The sequence below is a fragment of the Nonomuraea thailandensis genome (assembly GCF_024172165.1).
GTDB classification, from domain to species: Bacteria; Actinomycetota; Actinomycetes; order Streptosporangiales; family Streptosporangiaceae; genus Nonomuraea; species Nonomuraea thailandensis.
In genome coordinates this window covers 9,163,829-9,179,458 of record NZ_JAMZEB010000002.1, presented here as the reverse complement: position 1 = coordinate 9,179,458, position 15,630 = coordinate 9,163,829, and the positions used below count along the sequence as shown (strand labels likewise).

The 15,630-nt window shown below is 67.0% G+C and carries 9 protein-coding genes; 7 read left to right on the top strand and 2 right to left on the bottom strand.

All coding sequences use genetic code 11. The features are described 5' to 3' along the window. The first annotated feature begins 391 nt into the window (after window positions 1-391). On the top strand, window positions 392-3,862 hold the full coding sequence (gene rpoB / locus HD597_RS45970; protein WP_253752836.1) for a DNA-directed RNA polymerase subunit beta: 3,471 nt from the start codon (window positions 392-394) through the stop codon (window positions 3,860-3,862). Between the two features lie 17 nt (window positions 3,863-3,879). Beyond that, a complete protein-coding gene (locus tag HD597_RS45965) occupies window positions 3,880-7,755 on the top strand; it encodes a DNA-directed RNA polymerase subunit beta' (protein WP_253752834.1) in 3,876 nt (1,291 codons plus the stop codon). Between the two features lie 189 nt (window positions 7,756-7,944). Here HD597_RS45965 and HD597_RS45960 read toward each other — a convergent pair whose 3' ends face one another. Both HD597_RS45960 and HD597_RS45955 read right to left on the bottom strand, forming a co-directional pair. After that, window positions 7,945-8,313 carry a hypothetical protein gene (locus tag HD597_RS45960; RefSeq protein ID WP_253752825.1) on the bottom strand — a complete coding sequence of 123 codons (369 nt, stop codon included), beginning with the start codon at window positions 8,311-8,313 and terminating at the stop codon, window positions 7,945-7,947. Beyond that, window positions 8,310-10,163, bottom strand: coding sequence for an FHA domain-containing protein (locus HD597_RS45955; RefSeq protein WP_253752823.1), 1,854 nt, complete (start codon window positions 10,161-10,163; stop codon window positions 8,310-8,312). Before HD597_RS45955 ends, HD597_RS45960 begins: the two co-directional genes overlap by 4 nt. A 569-nt stretch (window positions 10,164-10,732) precedes the next feature. Here HD597_RS45955 and rpsL point away from each other — a divergent pair. The 5 genes from rpsL (at window position 10,733) to rpsJ (ending at window position 15,630) form a co-directional block, all read left to right on the top strand. Then, complete coding sequence (rpsL, locus tag HD597_RS45950; RefSeq protein ID WP_020542315.1) at window positions 10,733-11,107, top strand: 30S ribosomal protein S12; 375 nt, start codon at window positions 10,733-10,735, stop codon at window positions 11,105-11,107. Between the two features lie 2 nt (window positions 11,108-11,109). Further along, a complete protein-coding gene (rpsG, locus tag HD597_RS45945) occupies window positions 11,110-11,580 on the top strand; it encodes a 30S ribosomal protein S7 (RefSeq protein WP_138670613.1) in 471 nt (156 codons plus the stop codon). Between the two features lie 84 nt (window positions 11,581-11,664). Beyond that, window positions 11,665-13,713 (top strand): elongation factor G, encoded by a 2,049-nt coding sequence (gene fusA, locus HD597_RS45940; protein ID WP_372513563.1) that lies wholly within the window; start codon window positions 11,665-11,667, stop codon window positions 13,711-13,713. A 150-nt stretch (window positions 13,714-13,863) separates the two neighbouring features. Beyond that, on the top strand, window positions 13,864-15,057 hold the full coding sequence (gene tuf / locus HD597_RS45935) for an elongation factor Tu (protein WP_253752819.1): 1,194 nt from the start codon (window positions 13,864-13,866) through the stop codon (window positions 15,055-15,057). Between the two features lie 264 nt (window positions 15,058-15,321). Next, on the top strand, window positions 15,322-15,630 hold the full coding sequence (gene rpsJ / locus HD597_RS45930; RefSeq protein WP_012887830.1) for a 30S ribosomal protein S10: 309 nt from the start codon (window positions 15,322-15,324) through the stop codon (window positions 15,628-15,630).

The window sequence follows — 15,630 nt, the reverse complement described above, 5'->3', positions numbered from 1 at the left end:
TTAGCGCAGCCTTTGATAGGGGTACCTCAGTCACTGCTGCACCGGTTGTCGGCATGGGTTCGACCCCCGGTGTGACGGAGCGTTAACCGCCCCCGTTCGCGGGTATCGTCTTGGGCCTGGCGGTAGGCGATCAGTCACACAGGGGAGAAAACCCAGCGTCCGGGCCCTGAGTCGGCTAAAAGTCGGGCTCGCGGGCTTGACGTTTCCGCCTGAACGGGCGATGCTGCGACCAACGTGGAGCATGCAGCGAGGGTGAAGTGGACAGGCGTGTGCCGTTCGGCTACACTGCCCCTTTGCGCTGCCCTTTGACGACCCGCGATGCTTGCTCACGTTGCGAGGTTGTCTGGCGTGCGTGTAGTCAGTCCGCCGCGAGCCCTCGGAAGGACATCTGTTGGCAGCCTCGCGCAACGCCTCCGCCGTACCCGCTGGTCCCCGTCGCGTCTCTTTCGCGCGTATCCAGGAGCCTCTCGAAGTTCCTGACCTTCTTGCCCTGCAGACCGAGTCTTTCGACTGGCTGCTCGGAAACGAGAAGTGGAAGGCCCGGGTAGAGGCGGCTCGCCAGGCCGGGCGCAGGGACGTCCCGACCCAGTCGGGCCTCGAAGAGATCTTCGAAGAGATCAGTCCGATCGAGGACTTCTCGGGGACCATGTCCCTGTCGTTCCGCGACCACCGGTTCGAGCCGCCGAAGTACTCCGTAGATGAGTGCAAAGAGAAGGACATGACCTTCTCCGCCCCGATGTTCGTGACGGCGGAGTTCATCAATAACACCACCGGTGAGATCAAGAGCCAGACGGTGTTCATGGGCGACTTCCCGCTCATGACCCCGAAGGGCACCTTCATCATCAACGGCACCGAGCGTGTCGTGGTCTCCCAGCTGGTCCGATCGCCCGGCGTCTACTTCGAACGCAATGTCGACAAGACGTCCGACAAGGATCTGTACGGCTGCAAGGTCATCCCGTCGAGGGGTGCCTGGCTGGAGTTCGAGATCGACAAGCGCGACAGCGTCGGTGTTCGCATCGACCGCAAGCGCAAGCAGGCCGTCACCGTGCTTCTCAAGGCACTGGGGTGGACCAGCGACCAGATCCTCGAGCGCTTCGGCCAGTACGAGTCGATGCGGGCCACCCTGGAGAAGGACCACACCGCCGGCCAGGACGACGCCCTGCTCGACATCTACCGCAAGCTGCGGCCGGGCGAGCCGCCGACCAAGGAGTCGGCGCAGACCCTGCTGGAGAACCTCTACTTCAACCCCAAGCGGTACGACCTCGCCAAGGTGGGTCGCTACAAGATCAACAAGAAGCTGGGCGTTGACTCCGAGATCACCCAGGGCACGCTGACCGAAGAGGACATCGTCGCCACCATCGAGTACATCGTCCGCCTGCACGCGGGCGAGGAGTCGATGCCGGGCGCCAATGACCGTGAGGTCATCGTCGAGATCGACGACATCGACCACTTCGGCAACCGCCGCCTGCGCAGCGTCGGCGAGCTCATCCAGAACCAGGTCCGCCTGGGCCTGGCCCGTATGGAGCGCGTCGTGCGCGAGCGCATGACCACGCAGGACGTCGAGGCCATCACGCCGCAGACCCTGATCAACATCCGCCCGGTCGTGGCGTCGATCAAGGAGTTCTTCGGCACCTCGCAGCTGTCGCAGTTCATGGACCAGACCAACCCGCTGGCCGGCCTGACGCACAAGCGGCGTCTGTCCGCGCTGGGCCCCGGTGGTCTGTCCCGTGAGCGGGCCGGCTTCGAGGTTCGAGACGTGCACCCGTCCCACTATGGCCGGATGTGCCCGATCGAGACCCCTGAAGGCCCGAACATCGGCCTGATCGGTTCGCTGGCCTCCTACGGCCGGATCAACGCCTTCGGCTTCGTCGAGACGCCGTACCGCAAGGTCGTCGACGGCAAGGTGACCGACCAGATCGACTACCTGACCGCCGACGAGGAAGACCGCTACGTCAAGGCGCAGGCCAACACGACGCTCAACCCCGACGGCTCCTTCGCCGAGGCCCGCGTCCTGGTCCGCACCAAGGGCGGCGAGACCGAGCTCATGCGGGCCGAGGAGGTCGACTACATCGACGTGTCGCCGCGCCAGATGGTGTCGGTCGCCACCGCGATGATCCCCTTCCTCGAGCACGACGACGCCAACCGCGCGCTCATGGGCTCCAACATGCAGAGGCAGTCCGTGCCCCTGCTGAAGAGCGAGGCTCCGCTGGTCGGCACCGGCATGGAGTACCGTGCCGCGACCGACGCCGGTGACGTCATCAGCGCCGAGAAGGCCGGTGTGGTGGAGGAGGTCTCCGCCGACTACGTGACCGTCATGAACGACGACGGCACGCGTACGACGTACCGGGTGGCCAAGTTCAAGCGCTCCAACCAGGGCACCAGCTTCAACCAGAAGCCGATCGTGGCCGAGGGTGACCGGGTGGAGGTCAACCAGGTCATCGCCGACGGTCCGTGCACGGACCAGGGCGAGATGGCGCTGGGCAAGAACCTGCTCGTGGCGTTCATGCCGTGGGAGGGCCACAACTACGAAGACGCGATCATCCTGTCCCAGCGGCTGGTCCAGGACGACGTCCTGTCCTCGATCCACATCGAGGAGCACGAGGTCGACGCCCGTGACACCAAGCTGGGCCCCGAGGAGATCACCCGGGACATCCCGAACGTCTCCGAGGAGGTCCTGGCCGACCTCGACGAGCGCGGCATCATCCGCATCGGCGCCGAGGTCGTGCCCGGCGACATCCTGGTCGGCAAGGTCACGCCCAAGGGCGAGACCGAGCTGACCCCGGAGGAGCGGCTGCTGCGCGCGATCTTCGGTGAGAAGGCGCGCGAGGTCCGCGACACCTCGCTGAAGGTGCCCCACGGTGAGCAGGGCAAGGTCATCGCCGTCCGCGTGTTCAGCCGCGAGGAGGGCGACGAGCTTCCCCCCGGCGTGAACGAGCTGGTCCGGGTGTACGTGGCCCAGAAGCGTAAGATCACCGACGGTGACAAGCTGGCCGGCCGCCACGGCAACAAGGGCGTCATCTCCAAGATCCTGCCGGTCGAGGACATGCCGTTCCTGGAGGACGGCACCCCGGTCGACATCATCCTCAACCCCCTCGGCGTGCCCGGTCGAATGAACGTCGGCCAGGTGCTGGAGACCCACCTCGGGTGGATCGCCGCCCGCGGGTGGGACATCTCGGGCATCCAGGAGGCCTGGGCCGAGCGGCTGCGTGACAAGGGCTTCGAGCAGGTCGCCCCGCGCACCAACATGGCCACCCCGGTCTTCGACGGCGCCCACGAGGAGGAGATCGTCGGCCTGCTCGGCAACACCATCGCCAACCGCGACGGTGACCGGATGGTGCAGCCGACGGGTAAGGCCCAGCTGTTCGACGGTCGTTCCGGCGAGCCGTTCCCGTACCCGATCGCGGTCGGCTACATCTACATCCTCAAGCTGCTGCACCTGGTCGACGACAAGATCCACGCCCGGTCGACCGGCCCCTACTCCATGATCACCCAGCAGCCGCTCGGCGGTAAGGCCCAGTTCGGCGGCCAGCGCTTCGGTGAGATGGAGGTGTGGGCGCTGGAGGCGTACGGCGCCGCGTACGCGCTGCAGGAGCTGCTGACCATCAAGTCCGACGACGTTCTCGGCCGGGTGAAGGTCTACGAGGCCATCGTCAAGGGCGAGAACATCCCCGAGCCGGGCATCCCCGAGTCCTTCAAGGTGCTCATCAAGGAGATGCAGTCGCTGTGCCTCAACGTCGAGGTGCTCTCCAGCGACGGCATGTCCATCGAGATGCGCGACACCGACGAGGACGTCTTCCGCGCGGCGGAGGAGCTCGGTATCGACCTGTCCCGGCGTGAGCCGAGCAGCGTGGAAGAAGTCTGAGGGGGAGATCGCACAAAATGCTAGACGTCAACTTCTTCGACGAGCTCAGGATCGGCCTTGCGACGGCCGACGACATCCGTCAGTGGTCGCACGGCGAGGTCAAGAAGCCCGAGACGATCAACTACCGAACCCTCAAGCCGGAAAAGGACGGGCTCTTCTGCGAGAAGATCTTCGGTCCTACCCGCGACTGGGAGTGCTACTGCGGTAAGTACAAGCGCGTCCGGTTCAAGGGCATCATCTGTGAGCGCTGTGGCGTCGAGGTGACTCGCGCCAAGGTGCGTCGTGAGCGGATGGGCCACATCGAGCTGGCCGCGCCGGTCACGCACATCTGGTACTTCAAGGGCGTCCCGTCGCGCCTCGGCTACCTGCTCGACCTGGCCCCGAAGGACCTGGAGAAGGTCATCTACTTCGCGGCCTACATGATCACGCATGTCGACACCGAGATGCGTGAGCGTGACCTGCCCTCGCTGGAGGCGAAGATCTCCGTCGAGCGGCAGCACATCGAGCAGCGCCGCGACGCCGACGTCGAGGCCCGGCAGAAGAAGCTCGAGGCCGACCTGGCCGAGCTGGAGGCCGCCGGCGCCAAGGGCGACCAGCGCCGCAAGGTCCGCGAGGGCGCCGAGCGCGAGATGCGTCAGCTTCGCGACCGCGCCCAGCGCGAGCTGGACCGGCTCGACGAGGTCTGGAGCCGCTTCAAGAACCTCAAGGTCCAGGACCTCGAGGGCGACGAGCTGCTCTACCGCGAGATGCGCGACCGCTTCGGCCGCTACTTCAAGGGCGGCATGGGCGCGCAGGCGATCCAGGACCGCCTGATCAGCTTCGACCTCGACGCCGAGGCCGAGAACCTGCGCGAGACCATCCGCAGCGGCAAGGGCCAGAAGAAGGCCCGTGCCCTCAAGCGGCTCAAGGTCGTGTCGGCGTTCCTGAACACCACCAACTCGCCGCGCGGCATGGTGCTCGACTGCATCCCGGTCATCCCGCCGGACCTGCGCCCGATGGTGCAGCTCGACGGTGGCCGGTTCGCGACCTCCGACCTCAACGACCTGTACCGCCGGGTCATCAACCGCAACAACCGCCTCAAGCGTCTGCTCGACCTCGGCGCGCCCGAGATCATCGTGAACAACGAGAAGCGGATGCTGCAGGAGGCCGTGGACGCGCTGTTCGACAACGGCCGCCGCGGTCGCCCGGTCACCGGTCCCGGCAACCGGCCGCTGAAGTCCCTCAGCGACATGCTGAAGGGCAAGCAGGGTCGTTTCCGCCAGAACCTGCTGGGCAAGCGAGTCGACTACTCCGGCCGTTCGGTCATCGTCGTCGGCCCGCAGCTCAAGCTGCACCAGTGCGGTCTGCCCAAGCAGATGGCGCTGGAGCTGTTCAAGCCGTTCGTGATGAAGAGGCTCGTGGACCTCAACCACGCGCAGAACATCAAGTCGGCCAAGCGGATGGTCGAGCGCGCCCGCCCCGTGGTGTGGGACGTGCTCGAAGAGGTCATCACCGAGCACCCGGTGCTGCTCAACCGCGCTCCGACGCTCCACCGTCTGGGCATCCAGGCGTTCGAGCCGCAGCTCGTCGAGGGCAAGGCCATCCAGATCCACCCGCTCGTCTGCACCGCCTTCAACGCGGACTTCGACGGCGACCAGATGGCCGTGCACCTGCCGCTGTCGGCTGAGGCCCAGGCCGAGGCACGCATCCTGATGCTCTCGACCAACAACATCCTCAAGCCGGCCGACGGCAAGCCCGTCACCATGCCCACCCAGGACATGGTCATCGGCCTCTACTGGCTGACCACCCAGAAGGACGGCGCGATCGGCGAGGGCCGCGTGTTCGGCTCCATCGCCGAGGCGCAGATGGCCTTCGACCGCCGCGAGCTGGAGATCCAGGCGAAGATCCACATTCGCCTCAAGGACGTCCTGCCGCCGCGCGAGTGGGTGGCCCCCGAGGGCTGGGAGCAGGGCGACCCGATCCGCCTGGAGACCACGTTCGGGCGGTGCCTGTTCAACCAGACGCTGCCGGACAGCTACCCCTTCGTCGACTTCCAGGTCGGCAAGAAGCAGCTGTCCACGATCGTGAACGAGCTGGCGGAGACCTACCCCAAGATCGAGGTCGCCAACTCGCTCGACGCGCTCAAGGACGCCGGCTTCCGCTGGGCGACCCGCTCCGGTGTCACGATCTCGATCGAGGACGTCGTCGCGCCGCCCAACAAGCAGGACATCATGGAGAACTACGAGCGCCGGGCCGACAAGGTTCAGCGCGAGTACGAGCGCGGTCTGATCACCGACGAGGAGCGCCGCCAGGAGCTCATCGAGATCTGGACGCACGCGACGGCCGACGTCGAGACCGACATGGTCAACGCCTTCCCGGCGACCAACCCGGTCTGGATGATGGTCAACTCCGGTGCCCGTGGTAACAAGATGCAGGTCCGGCAGATCGCCGGCATCCGCGGCCTGGTGTCCAACACCAAGGGTGAGACGATCCCGCGGCCGATCAAGGCCTCGTTCCGCGAGGGCCTGTCGGTGCTGGAGTACTTCATCTCCACCCACGGTCAGCGGAAGGGTCTGGCCGACACCGCTCTGCGTACCGCCGACTCGGGTTACCTGACCCGTCGTCTGGTGGACGTGGCGCAGGACGTCATCGTCCGCGAGATCGACTGCGGCACCGACCGCGCGGTCCCGCTGCACGTCGGCGAGCGGGACGCCTCGGGCAACCTGGTCAAGGCGGAGAACGCCGAGTCCAACGTGCACGGGCGCATCCTGGCCGAGGACGTCGAGGTCGACGGCAAGATCATCGCCCCGGCGGGTGTCGACATCAACGACATCCACGTGACGAAGCTGGTCGAGGCCGGTGTCGAGACCGTCCGCACCCGCAGCGCGCTCGTCTGCGAGGCCAAGATCGGTGTCTGCGCGACCTGCTACGGCCGCTCGCTGGCCACCGGCAAGCTCGTGGACGTCGGCGAGGCGGTCGGCATCATCGCCGCCCAGTCGATCGGCGAGCCCGGCACGCAGCTGACGATGCGTACCTTCCACACCGGTGGTGTGGCCGGCGCCGACATCACCCACGGTCTGCCCCGTGTCACGGAGCTCTTCGAGGCGCGCATCCCCAAGGGTGTCGCCCCGATCTCCGAGGCCGAGGGCCGGGCTCGCATCGACGAGACCGACAAGACCAGGAAGATCGTCATCACGCCGGACGACGGCTCGGAGGAGATCGCCTACCCGGTCTCGATGCGCTCGCGCCTGCTCGTGCAGGAGGGGCAGCGCGTCACGGTCGGCCAGCAGCTCGTCGCCGGCGCCGTCAACCCGAACGAGGTGCTGCGCATCCTCGGCCCGCGGGCCGTGCAGCTGCACCTGGTGGCGGAGGTCCAGCAGGTCTACCGCTCGCAGGGTGTGTCGATCCACGACAAGCACATCGAGATCATCGTTCGGCAGATGCTCAAGCGCGTGAACGTGCTGGAGTCCGGTGACACCGACCTGCTGCCCGGCGAGCTCGTGGAGCGTCCGCGCTTCGAGCAGATGAACCGCGAGACCGTGGCCGAGAGCGGGTCGCCCGCCGCCGGCCGTCCGGTGCTCATGGGCATCACGAAGGCGTCGCTGGCCACCGAGTCGTGGCTGTCGGCGGCCTCCTTCCAGGAGACGACCCGGGTGCTGACGGACGCGGCGATCCACGCCAAGTCCGACTCGCTGCTGGGCCTGAAGGAGAACGTCATCATCGGTAAGCTCATCCCGGCCGGTACCGGCATGCCGCAGTACCGCAACATCCGGGTCGAGCCGACCGAGGAGGCCAAGGCCGCCATGTACACCGTGGGCGGCTACGACGGCTCGGCCGCCGACTACACCTTCGGCACGGGCAGCGGCGAGGCCGTCCCGCTGGAGGAGTACGACTTCGGCCAGTACAACCGTTAATCGCTCCAGGTCACGCGCCCGGGTCTCTCGTCGGAGAGGCTCGGGCGCGTTGCGTTGCGGCCCTGGTGCCGTTACGGCACGCCTTGCTCACCCCACCCGCCGTACGTGGCCGGGGGCCCTCCAGGGAGACGCCTCCGAGCCCTTCAGCGGCGGGGCGCCGTCACGGCGCACCGTGGGCCGGTGGCGTGGTCAGAGCATCGCCGTGAGCAGGTCCCTGACCTTCGTGGCCGCTTCGCTGATGGCCGTCACCCCGCCGGCGGAGGCCGTCAGCATGGTGAGGAAGCCCAGGAGGCGGTTGGGGCGTTGCTCGCCCGTCGTCTCCTCCCTCAGGAGCTCCACCGCGGTGCTCGTGCCCTGAGGGTCGGCCAGCTCGTTCTGGTGGCGGGCGACGGCGGAGAGCAGGTCGCCGATGAGCCTGCGCAGCTCCTCCTGCTGGGCGGCGGTGCCGTGGTCGTTGACCACGCCGTGGAAGGTCGAGCCGGGGGCGTGACCGAAGTTGGAGCCGGGGGCGTTGCCGAAGTTGATGCCCTGGGCGCCGCTGAAGTCGCCGCTTGTCATGGGGTGTCGCCTTTCTGCGCCGGGCCCGTGCTGCCGCGGAACTGGGAGCCGGGCGCGTTGCCGAAGTTGGAACCGGGGGCGTTGCCGAAGTTCGAGCCGCGGGCGTCGATCTTGTTGTGGGTGATCTGGGTGATGCGCTGGGCCACCTCGCCGGTGTCGATGCCGTGGTCGGACAGGAAGCGGCTGATGGCCTTGAACACCGCCTCGTGCACGACCTGGTCGAACATCTCGACGTCGCGTTCGATGAAGAAGCGGCGCAGGTCGTCGCCCATGGCGAGCTCCCGTACGCTCGTGAGCGCGCCGTAGTCGTACAGGCCGTGGTTGTGGATGACCGTGCGGTCGTCGCGTTCCTGGCGGCGCAGGGCCGCGGCTCCGGCCGAGCGCCTGGCGAGCCGATAGGGGGCGGTGAGCAGCAGCGGGATCGTTCTCACCGCGCCCTCGCCGATGGCGACGGCCAGGCCCGTCAGCGGGTCGGCCGAGATCCGGTCCACGTCCGAGTACTTGTGCGCCAGTGGATAGAGCATGTACGTGCTGCCCTCCATGAACAGGGAGCCGCGCAGCCTGATCGCCCTGATGAAGATGGTGACGATCAGCTGGCCGCCCCAGCCGAGGACCTCCACGCAGAGGTAGACGCGGGCCGAGGACTCCGGTGTGCGCGAGACCGCGCGCAGCAGCTCGGCGTCCGTGGTGACCAGGGGCGGGGCGAGGGGGTTCGGTAACAGGTCGGGGGCGTGGTTGATGTCGACGCCGTTGATGAACAGCCGCTCGGTCAGCCGGAGGTTCGGCAGCCCCGTGGCGGCCACCTCCCGCGCGAGGTGGGCGTGCACGTCGTCGGAGTGGAAGGGGCGGGGCGGGCGGTCCTTGTTCGCGGGCTTGGTGATGTCGATGGCGAACGACCAGCCGTGGTACTCCTCGCCGCTGCCGACGAAGGGCCGGTAGCCGGAGAAGACCATGACGTTCCCGTGCTGGGCCTGGACGAGGCGGCGGACCTGGCGCCGGGCGCGCGGGCCGAGCGGTGAGGGCGCGGAGCCGGCCGTGAAGCGGCGGCTGGACAGGCGCCCGCCGAGGACGACGACTCTGGTGTGGAAGAGGTGCGCGGCCACCACCAGCCAGGCCGGGGCCAGGGGGAGCAGCGCCAGCACGGCGAGCCCGAGTGGGCTGAGGTCGTCCAGATCGTCGAGGTCCTCCAGGACGTCGAGTGCGTCGAGGGCGTCCAGCTCGGGCAGGACACCGGCCACGGCCGCCGCCAGGGCGGCGAGGGTGGCGGCGGCGATGAGCAGGAGGAGCACGTCGCGGACGGTGCGGTGGCGCTCGGCGGCCAGCGCGTGCTTGGCCACCGCGGGCAGGTCCACCCCGTACGAAGGGGCGGTGGCGCGGTAGGGGTGGCCCAGGGTCTCACGGATGACCTCGCGGGCGAACTCGGCTTCGAGGTAGCCGGCCGCGCACAGGTAGCGGGTGGTGTTCGTGGGGCGTTGCAGGGGAGCGGAGGTGGTGTGGTGCTCGTCCGGGACGCCGCCGCCCTGGATCTGCAGCACGGCCTCCACTCCGCCCATGCGTACGCGCTGGCCCACGGCCAGGCGTACGGGCTGGTGGATGCGCGCGTCGTCGACCCAGGTGCCGTTGGTGGAGTCGCAGTCGGCGATCCACGCCGCCCCGCCGGCGAGCCAGACCCTGGCGTGCCTGCGGCTGATCTCCTGGGAGTCGATGCGCAGGGGTGAGGTGCGGCCGATCTCGGTGGGCGCCTCCGAGACGGGCAGTCGCAGGCCCCGCAGCTCGCGGGGCCTGACGAGGACGAGTTCGAAGGGGGAGGTGTGGGAGCCGGGCCAGTGCCCGTCGGCCGCCTCAGACAACGCGGCCTCCGCCCAGGTGTCGTGGGAGCCCCTGGTGCGGCTGGTGGAGGAGCTGTGACATGTCCGTCGTCCCCTCTCGGCGATTCGCCACGCGACGTTATCCGTACGGTGAGGCGCCCGCTTCAGGGAGTGACCCAGGGATTACCCTAGGGATGCTCGCCCGCTCTTCACCATTCCGACGCCTGAGCTTCGGCGAAGCGCTCGCGAGATGGTCGCGAAGGCCGATATCATGGTCTGCGGAGCTGTAGATGGGCTGGATGAAAAGGCCCGCGGCGATCCGGAGTGGCAAGGCTTACGGCCTTGTCGCGCCGTTTTGACGTGTCGCCAGGGCCTGGGTAGTCTTGAGCATCGTGCCCGTCTTCTAGCGGGCTCTCGACCGTGCGCTCATTGCGGGCGCGGGACGGCTTCCTGGCTCGTAATCCTCGCGGACGTGTCTGTGTGAACAGCGCGACACGCCCGAGCGCGGGGGCACCGAGACAAGAAAAACCAGCAGGTCATGACACCGGCAGCACCTGCGAAATGCAAGACCTGATGACGTAACACCGGCCAAGGCACGAAACGGAGTGGCAGTGCCCACTATTCAGCAGTTGGTCCGCAAGGGCCGGCAGGACAAGGTCTCCAAGACCAAGACTCCTGCCCTCAAGGGGAGTCCGCAGCGGCGCGGCGTGTGCCAGCGCGTGTACACCACGACCCCGAAGAAGCCCAACTCGGCACTGCGCAAGGTGGCCCGCGTTCGGCTCACGAACGGCATCGAGGTCACGGCCTACATCCCCGGTGTGGGTCACAACCTGCAGGAGCACTCCATCGTGCTCGTGCGTGGCGGTCGTGTGAAGGACCTGCCGGGTGTTCGCTACAAGATCATCCGTGGTTCGCTCGACACCCAGGGTGTCCGCAACCGCAAGCAGGCCCGTAGCCGCTACGGCGCGAAGAAGGAGAAGAGCTAACAATGCCTCGTAAGGGTTCTCCTGGCCGCCGTCAGCTCATGTCTGACCCGGTTTACAGCTCGCCGCTGGTGACCGCCCTGATCAACAAGGTGCTTCTGGACGGCAAGCGCTCCATCGCGCAGTCGATCGTCTACGGCGCCCTCGAGGGCTGCAGGGACAAGACGGGCAACGACCCGGTCGTCACCCTGAAGCGCGCGCTTGACAACGTCAAGCCGACCCTCGAGGTCCGCAGCCGTCGCGTCGGTGGCGCGACCTACCAGGTGCCGGTCGAGGTGCGCGCCGCGCGCAGCACCACCCTGGCCCTGCGCTGGCTGGTGCAGTACTCCCGCGCCCGCCGCGAGAAGACCATGACCGAGCGCCTCATGAACGAGCTCCTCGACGCCAGCAACGGCCTCGGGGCGAGCGTGAAGAAGCGCGAGGACACCCACAAGATGGCCGAGTCCAACAAGGCCTTCGCTCACTACCGCTGGTAGTGGGTTCGACGAGACGACGAGGACGCGAGAGAAGTGGCCACCCAGACCGCTCTTGACCTGGCCAAGGTCCGAAACATCGGGATCATGGCCCATATCGACGCGGGCAAGACCACCACGACCGAGCGCATCCTGTTCTACACCGGGATCAACTACAAGATCGGTGAAGTCCACGAGGGCGCTGCCACGATGGACTGGATGGAGCAGGAGCAGGAGCGCGGCATCACGATCACGTCGGCCGCGACCACCTGTGAGTGGGCCGGTCACACGATCAACATCATCGACACTCCGGGTCACGTCGACTTCACCATCGAGGTCGAGCGCTCGCTGCGCGTCCTCGACGGTGCCGTCGCCGTGTTCGACGGCGTGGCCGGTGTCGAGCCGCAGTCGGAGACGGTGTGGCGTCAGGCTGACCGCTACGACGTCCCCCGGATCTGCTTCGTCAACAAGATGGACCGTGTCGGCGCGGAGTTCCACCGCTGCGTCGACATGATGATCGGCCGTCTGGGCGCGACCCCGGCCGTCATCCAGCTCCCGTGGGGTGTTGAGGCCGACTTCAAGGGCGTCATCGACCTCATCAAGATGAAGGGTCTCATCTGGAGCGCCGAGGCCGCCAAGGGCGAGATGTACGACACCGTCGACATCCCGGCCGACCACGCCGAGGCCGCCCGTGAGTGGCGCGACAAGCTGGTCGAGACCGTCGCCGAGAACGACGACGAGCTGATGGAGCTCTTCCTCGAGGGCACCGAGCCCAGCGAGGAGCAGCTGGTCGCGGCGATCCGCCGCGCGACGCTGGCCAGCGCCATCAACCCCGTCCTGTGCGGCACCGCGTTCAAGAACAAGGGTGTTCAGCCCCTGCTCGACGCGATCGTGGCCTACCTCCCCGCCCCGACCGACATCCCGGCCTTCAAGGGCCACGCGGTCGGCAACGAGGAGAAGGTCATCGAGCGTCACGCGGACCCGACCGAGCCGTTCTCCGCCCTGGCGTTCAAGATCGCCAGCGACCCGCACCTGGGCAAGATCACCTACATCCGCATCTACTCGGGCACGCTCGAGGCCGGTTCACAGGTCGTCAACTCTGTGAAGGGCAAGAAGGAGCGGATCGGCAAGATCTACCAGATGCACGCCAACAAGCGCGAGGAGCGCCCGACGGCGATCGCCGGTCAGATCGTGGCCGTGATGGGTCTGAAGGACACCACCACCGGTGACACGCTGTCCGACCCGACCCACCAGGTCGTGCTCGAGTCGATGACGTTCCCGGCTCCGGTCATCAACGTCGCCATCGAGCCCAAGACCAAGGGTGACCAGGAGAAGCTGTCCACCGCCATCCAGCGGCTGGCCGAGGAGGACCCGTCCTTCCAGGTCCGCCGTGACGAGGAGACCGGTCAGACGGTCATCTGGGGCATGGGCGAGCTTCACCTCGAGATCCTCGTCGACCGCATGCGGCGCGAGTTCAAGGTCGAGGCCAACGTCGGCCGCCCGCAGGTGGCCTACCGCGAGACCATCCGCCGCAAGGTGGAGAAGATCGACTACACCCACAAGAAGCAGACCGGTGGTTCCGGTCAGTTCGCGCGGGTGATCATCAACCTCGAGCCGCTGGGCGAAGGCAACGACGGCTACGAGTTCGAGAACAAGGTCACCGGTGGCCGCGTCCCGAGGGAGTACATCCCGTCGGTCGACGCCGGCGCCCAGGAGGCCGCCGAGTTCGGCGTGCTGGCCGGTTACCCGATGGTGGGCGTGAAGGTTACGCTGACCGACGGTGCGGCCCACGACGTGGACTCCTCGGAAATGGCGTTCAAGATCGCCGGTTCGATGGCCTTCAAGGAGGCCGCGCGCAAGGCGGACGCCGTGCTCCTCGAGCCGATGATGGCCGTCGAGGTGACCACGCCCGAGGACTACATGGGTGATGTCATCGGTGACCTCAACGGTCGCCGCGGGCAGATCCAGGCGATGGACGACCGGGCCGGTGCCAAGGTCGTCCAGGCGCTCGTGCCGCTGTCTGAGATGTTCGGCTACGTGGGTGACCTGCGTAGCAAGACGCAGGGGCGCGCGAGCTACAGCATGCAGTTCGACTCCTACGCGGAGGTGCCTCCGGGCATCGCCAAGGAGATCGTCGCGAAGGCCCGGGGCGAGTAGTTTCCAGTCCGATCCCGCGAGGGATCGGACCGGGACTTCTGTCCTGGTCCCTGGTGGGGTGGTGCGAGCCACCCCGCCGCCAAGGGGTTCGGGAGTTCCCGGGCCCGAGTGTGTAGACGAAAGTCAGTCAGATTCTCAAGGAGAGAACCAGTGGCTAAGGCCAAGTTCGAGCGGACCAAGCCGCACATGAACATCGGCACCATTGGGCACATCGACCACGGCAAGACCACGCTGACCGCGGCGATCACCAAGGTGCTTCACGACCGTTTCCCCGAGCTCAACAAGGCGACCCCGTTCGACAAGATCGACAAGGCGCCCGAGGAGAAGGCTCGTGGTATCACGATCTCCATCGCGCACGTCGAGTACCAGACGGAGAAGCGTCACTACGCGCACGTTGACTGCCCGGGTCACGCCGACTACGTCAAGAACATGATCACCGGTGCCGCCCAGATGGACGGCGCCATCCTGGTGGTCGCCGCCACCGACGGCCCGATGCCGCAGACGAAGGAGCACGTCCTCCTGGCCCGCCAGGTCGGCGTTCCCTACATCGTCGTGGCCCTCAACAAGTCCGACATGGTGGACGACGAGGAGATCCTGGAGCTCGTCGAGCTCGAGGTCCGTGAGCTCCTGTCCGCTCAGGAGTTCCCCGGCGACGACCTGCCGGTCGTCCGCGTCTCCGCGCTCAAGGCTCTTGAGGGCGACGAGAAGTGGGCCGACAGCATCATCGAGCTGATGAACGCCGTCGACGAGAACGTCCCCGAGCCCCCGCGTGAGACGGAGAAGCCGTTCCTCATGCCGGTCGAGGACGTCTTCTCGATCACCGGTCGCGGCACCGTCGTCACCGGTCGTATCGAGCGCGGCATCGTCAAGGTCAACGAGCAGGTCGACATCATCGGCATCAAGCAGGAGAAGACGACCACCACCGTCACCTCCATCGAGATGTTCAACAAGATGCTCGACGAGGGTCACGCGGGTGACAACGCCGCCCTGCTGCTCCGCGGCATCAAGCGCGACGACGTCGAGCGCGGCCAGTGCATCATCAAGCCGGGCACGACCACCCCGCACACCGAGTTCACCGGCCAGGTCTACATCCTGTCCAAGGACGAGGGCGGCCGCCACACGCCGTTCTTCAACAACTACCGTCCTCAGTTCTACTTCCGTACGACTGACGTGACCGGTGTTGTGAACCTCCCCGAGGGCACCGAGATGGTCATGCCGGGCGACAACACCGAGATGCGCGTTGAGCTGATCCAGCCCATCGCCATGGAGGAAGGCCTCAAGTTCGCGATCCGTGAGGGTGGCCGCACCGTCGGCGCCGGCCGGGTTGTGAAGATCATCAAGTAGGACCGTCGGGGCGGCGGTCGGCCCCGGACCCCGGGACCGACCGCCGCACCACGTAGGGCCCCATGGCAAGGCGCCGTGATCCAGCAGTAGCTTCGGCCGGCGAGCCAAGGCGAGTGACCGAAGTCACTGCCGGATCACGGAAGAAAAGGCAGATCGACTACGTCTGCCTCGTGGGGTTAATGCGGGGTTGCACCTGCATGAACACACAGCGGCACAGGCCGCACGATACTTTTTCAGACGACAGCGAAGGACACCGAGGCCACTATGGCGGGACAGAAGATCCGCATTCGGCTCAAGGCCTATGACCACGAGGTCATCGACAGCTCGGCCAAGAAGATCGTCGAGACGGTGACGCGGACTGGCGCGAAGGTCGCGGGCCCGGTGCCGCTGCCGACCGAGAAGAACGTGTACTGCGTCATCCGCTCGCCGCACAAGTACAAGGACAGCCGCGAGCACTTCGAGATGCGCACGCACAAGCGGCTGATTGACATCATCGACCCGACCCCCAAGACGGTTGACTCGCTCATGCGGCTCGACCTCCCCGCGGGTGTCGACATTTCGATCAAGCTCTGA

Excerpts from the sequence above, each read along its gene's own strand:
- HD597_RS45965 (WP_253752834.1), top strand. The coding sequence starts at position 3,880 with ATGCTAGACGTCAACTTCTTCGACGAGCTCAGGATCGGCCTTGCGACG.
- HD597_RS45960 (WP_253752825.1), bottom strand. The coding sequence starts at position 8,313 with ATGACAAGCGGCGACTTCAGCGGCGCCCAGGGCATCAACTTCGGCAAC.
- rpsG (WP_138670613.1), top strand. The coding sequence starts at position 11,110 with ATGCCTCGTAAGGGTTCTCCTGGCCGCCGTCAGCTCATGTCTGACCCG.
- fusA (WP_372513563.1), top strand. The coding sequence starts at position 11,665 with ATGGCCCATATCGACGCGGGCAAGACCACCACGACCGAGCGCATCCTG.
- rpsJ (WP_012887830.1), top strand. The coding sequence starts at position 15,322 with ATGGCGGGACAGAAGATCCGCATTCGGCTCAAGGCCTATGACCACGAG.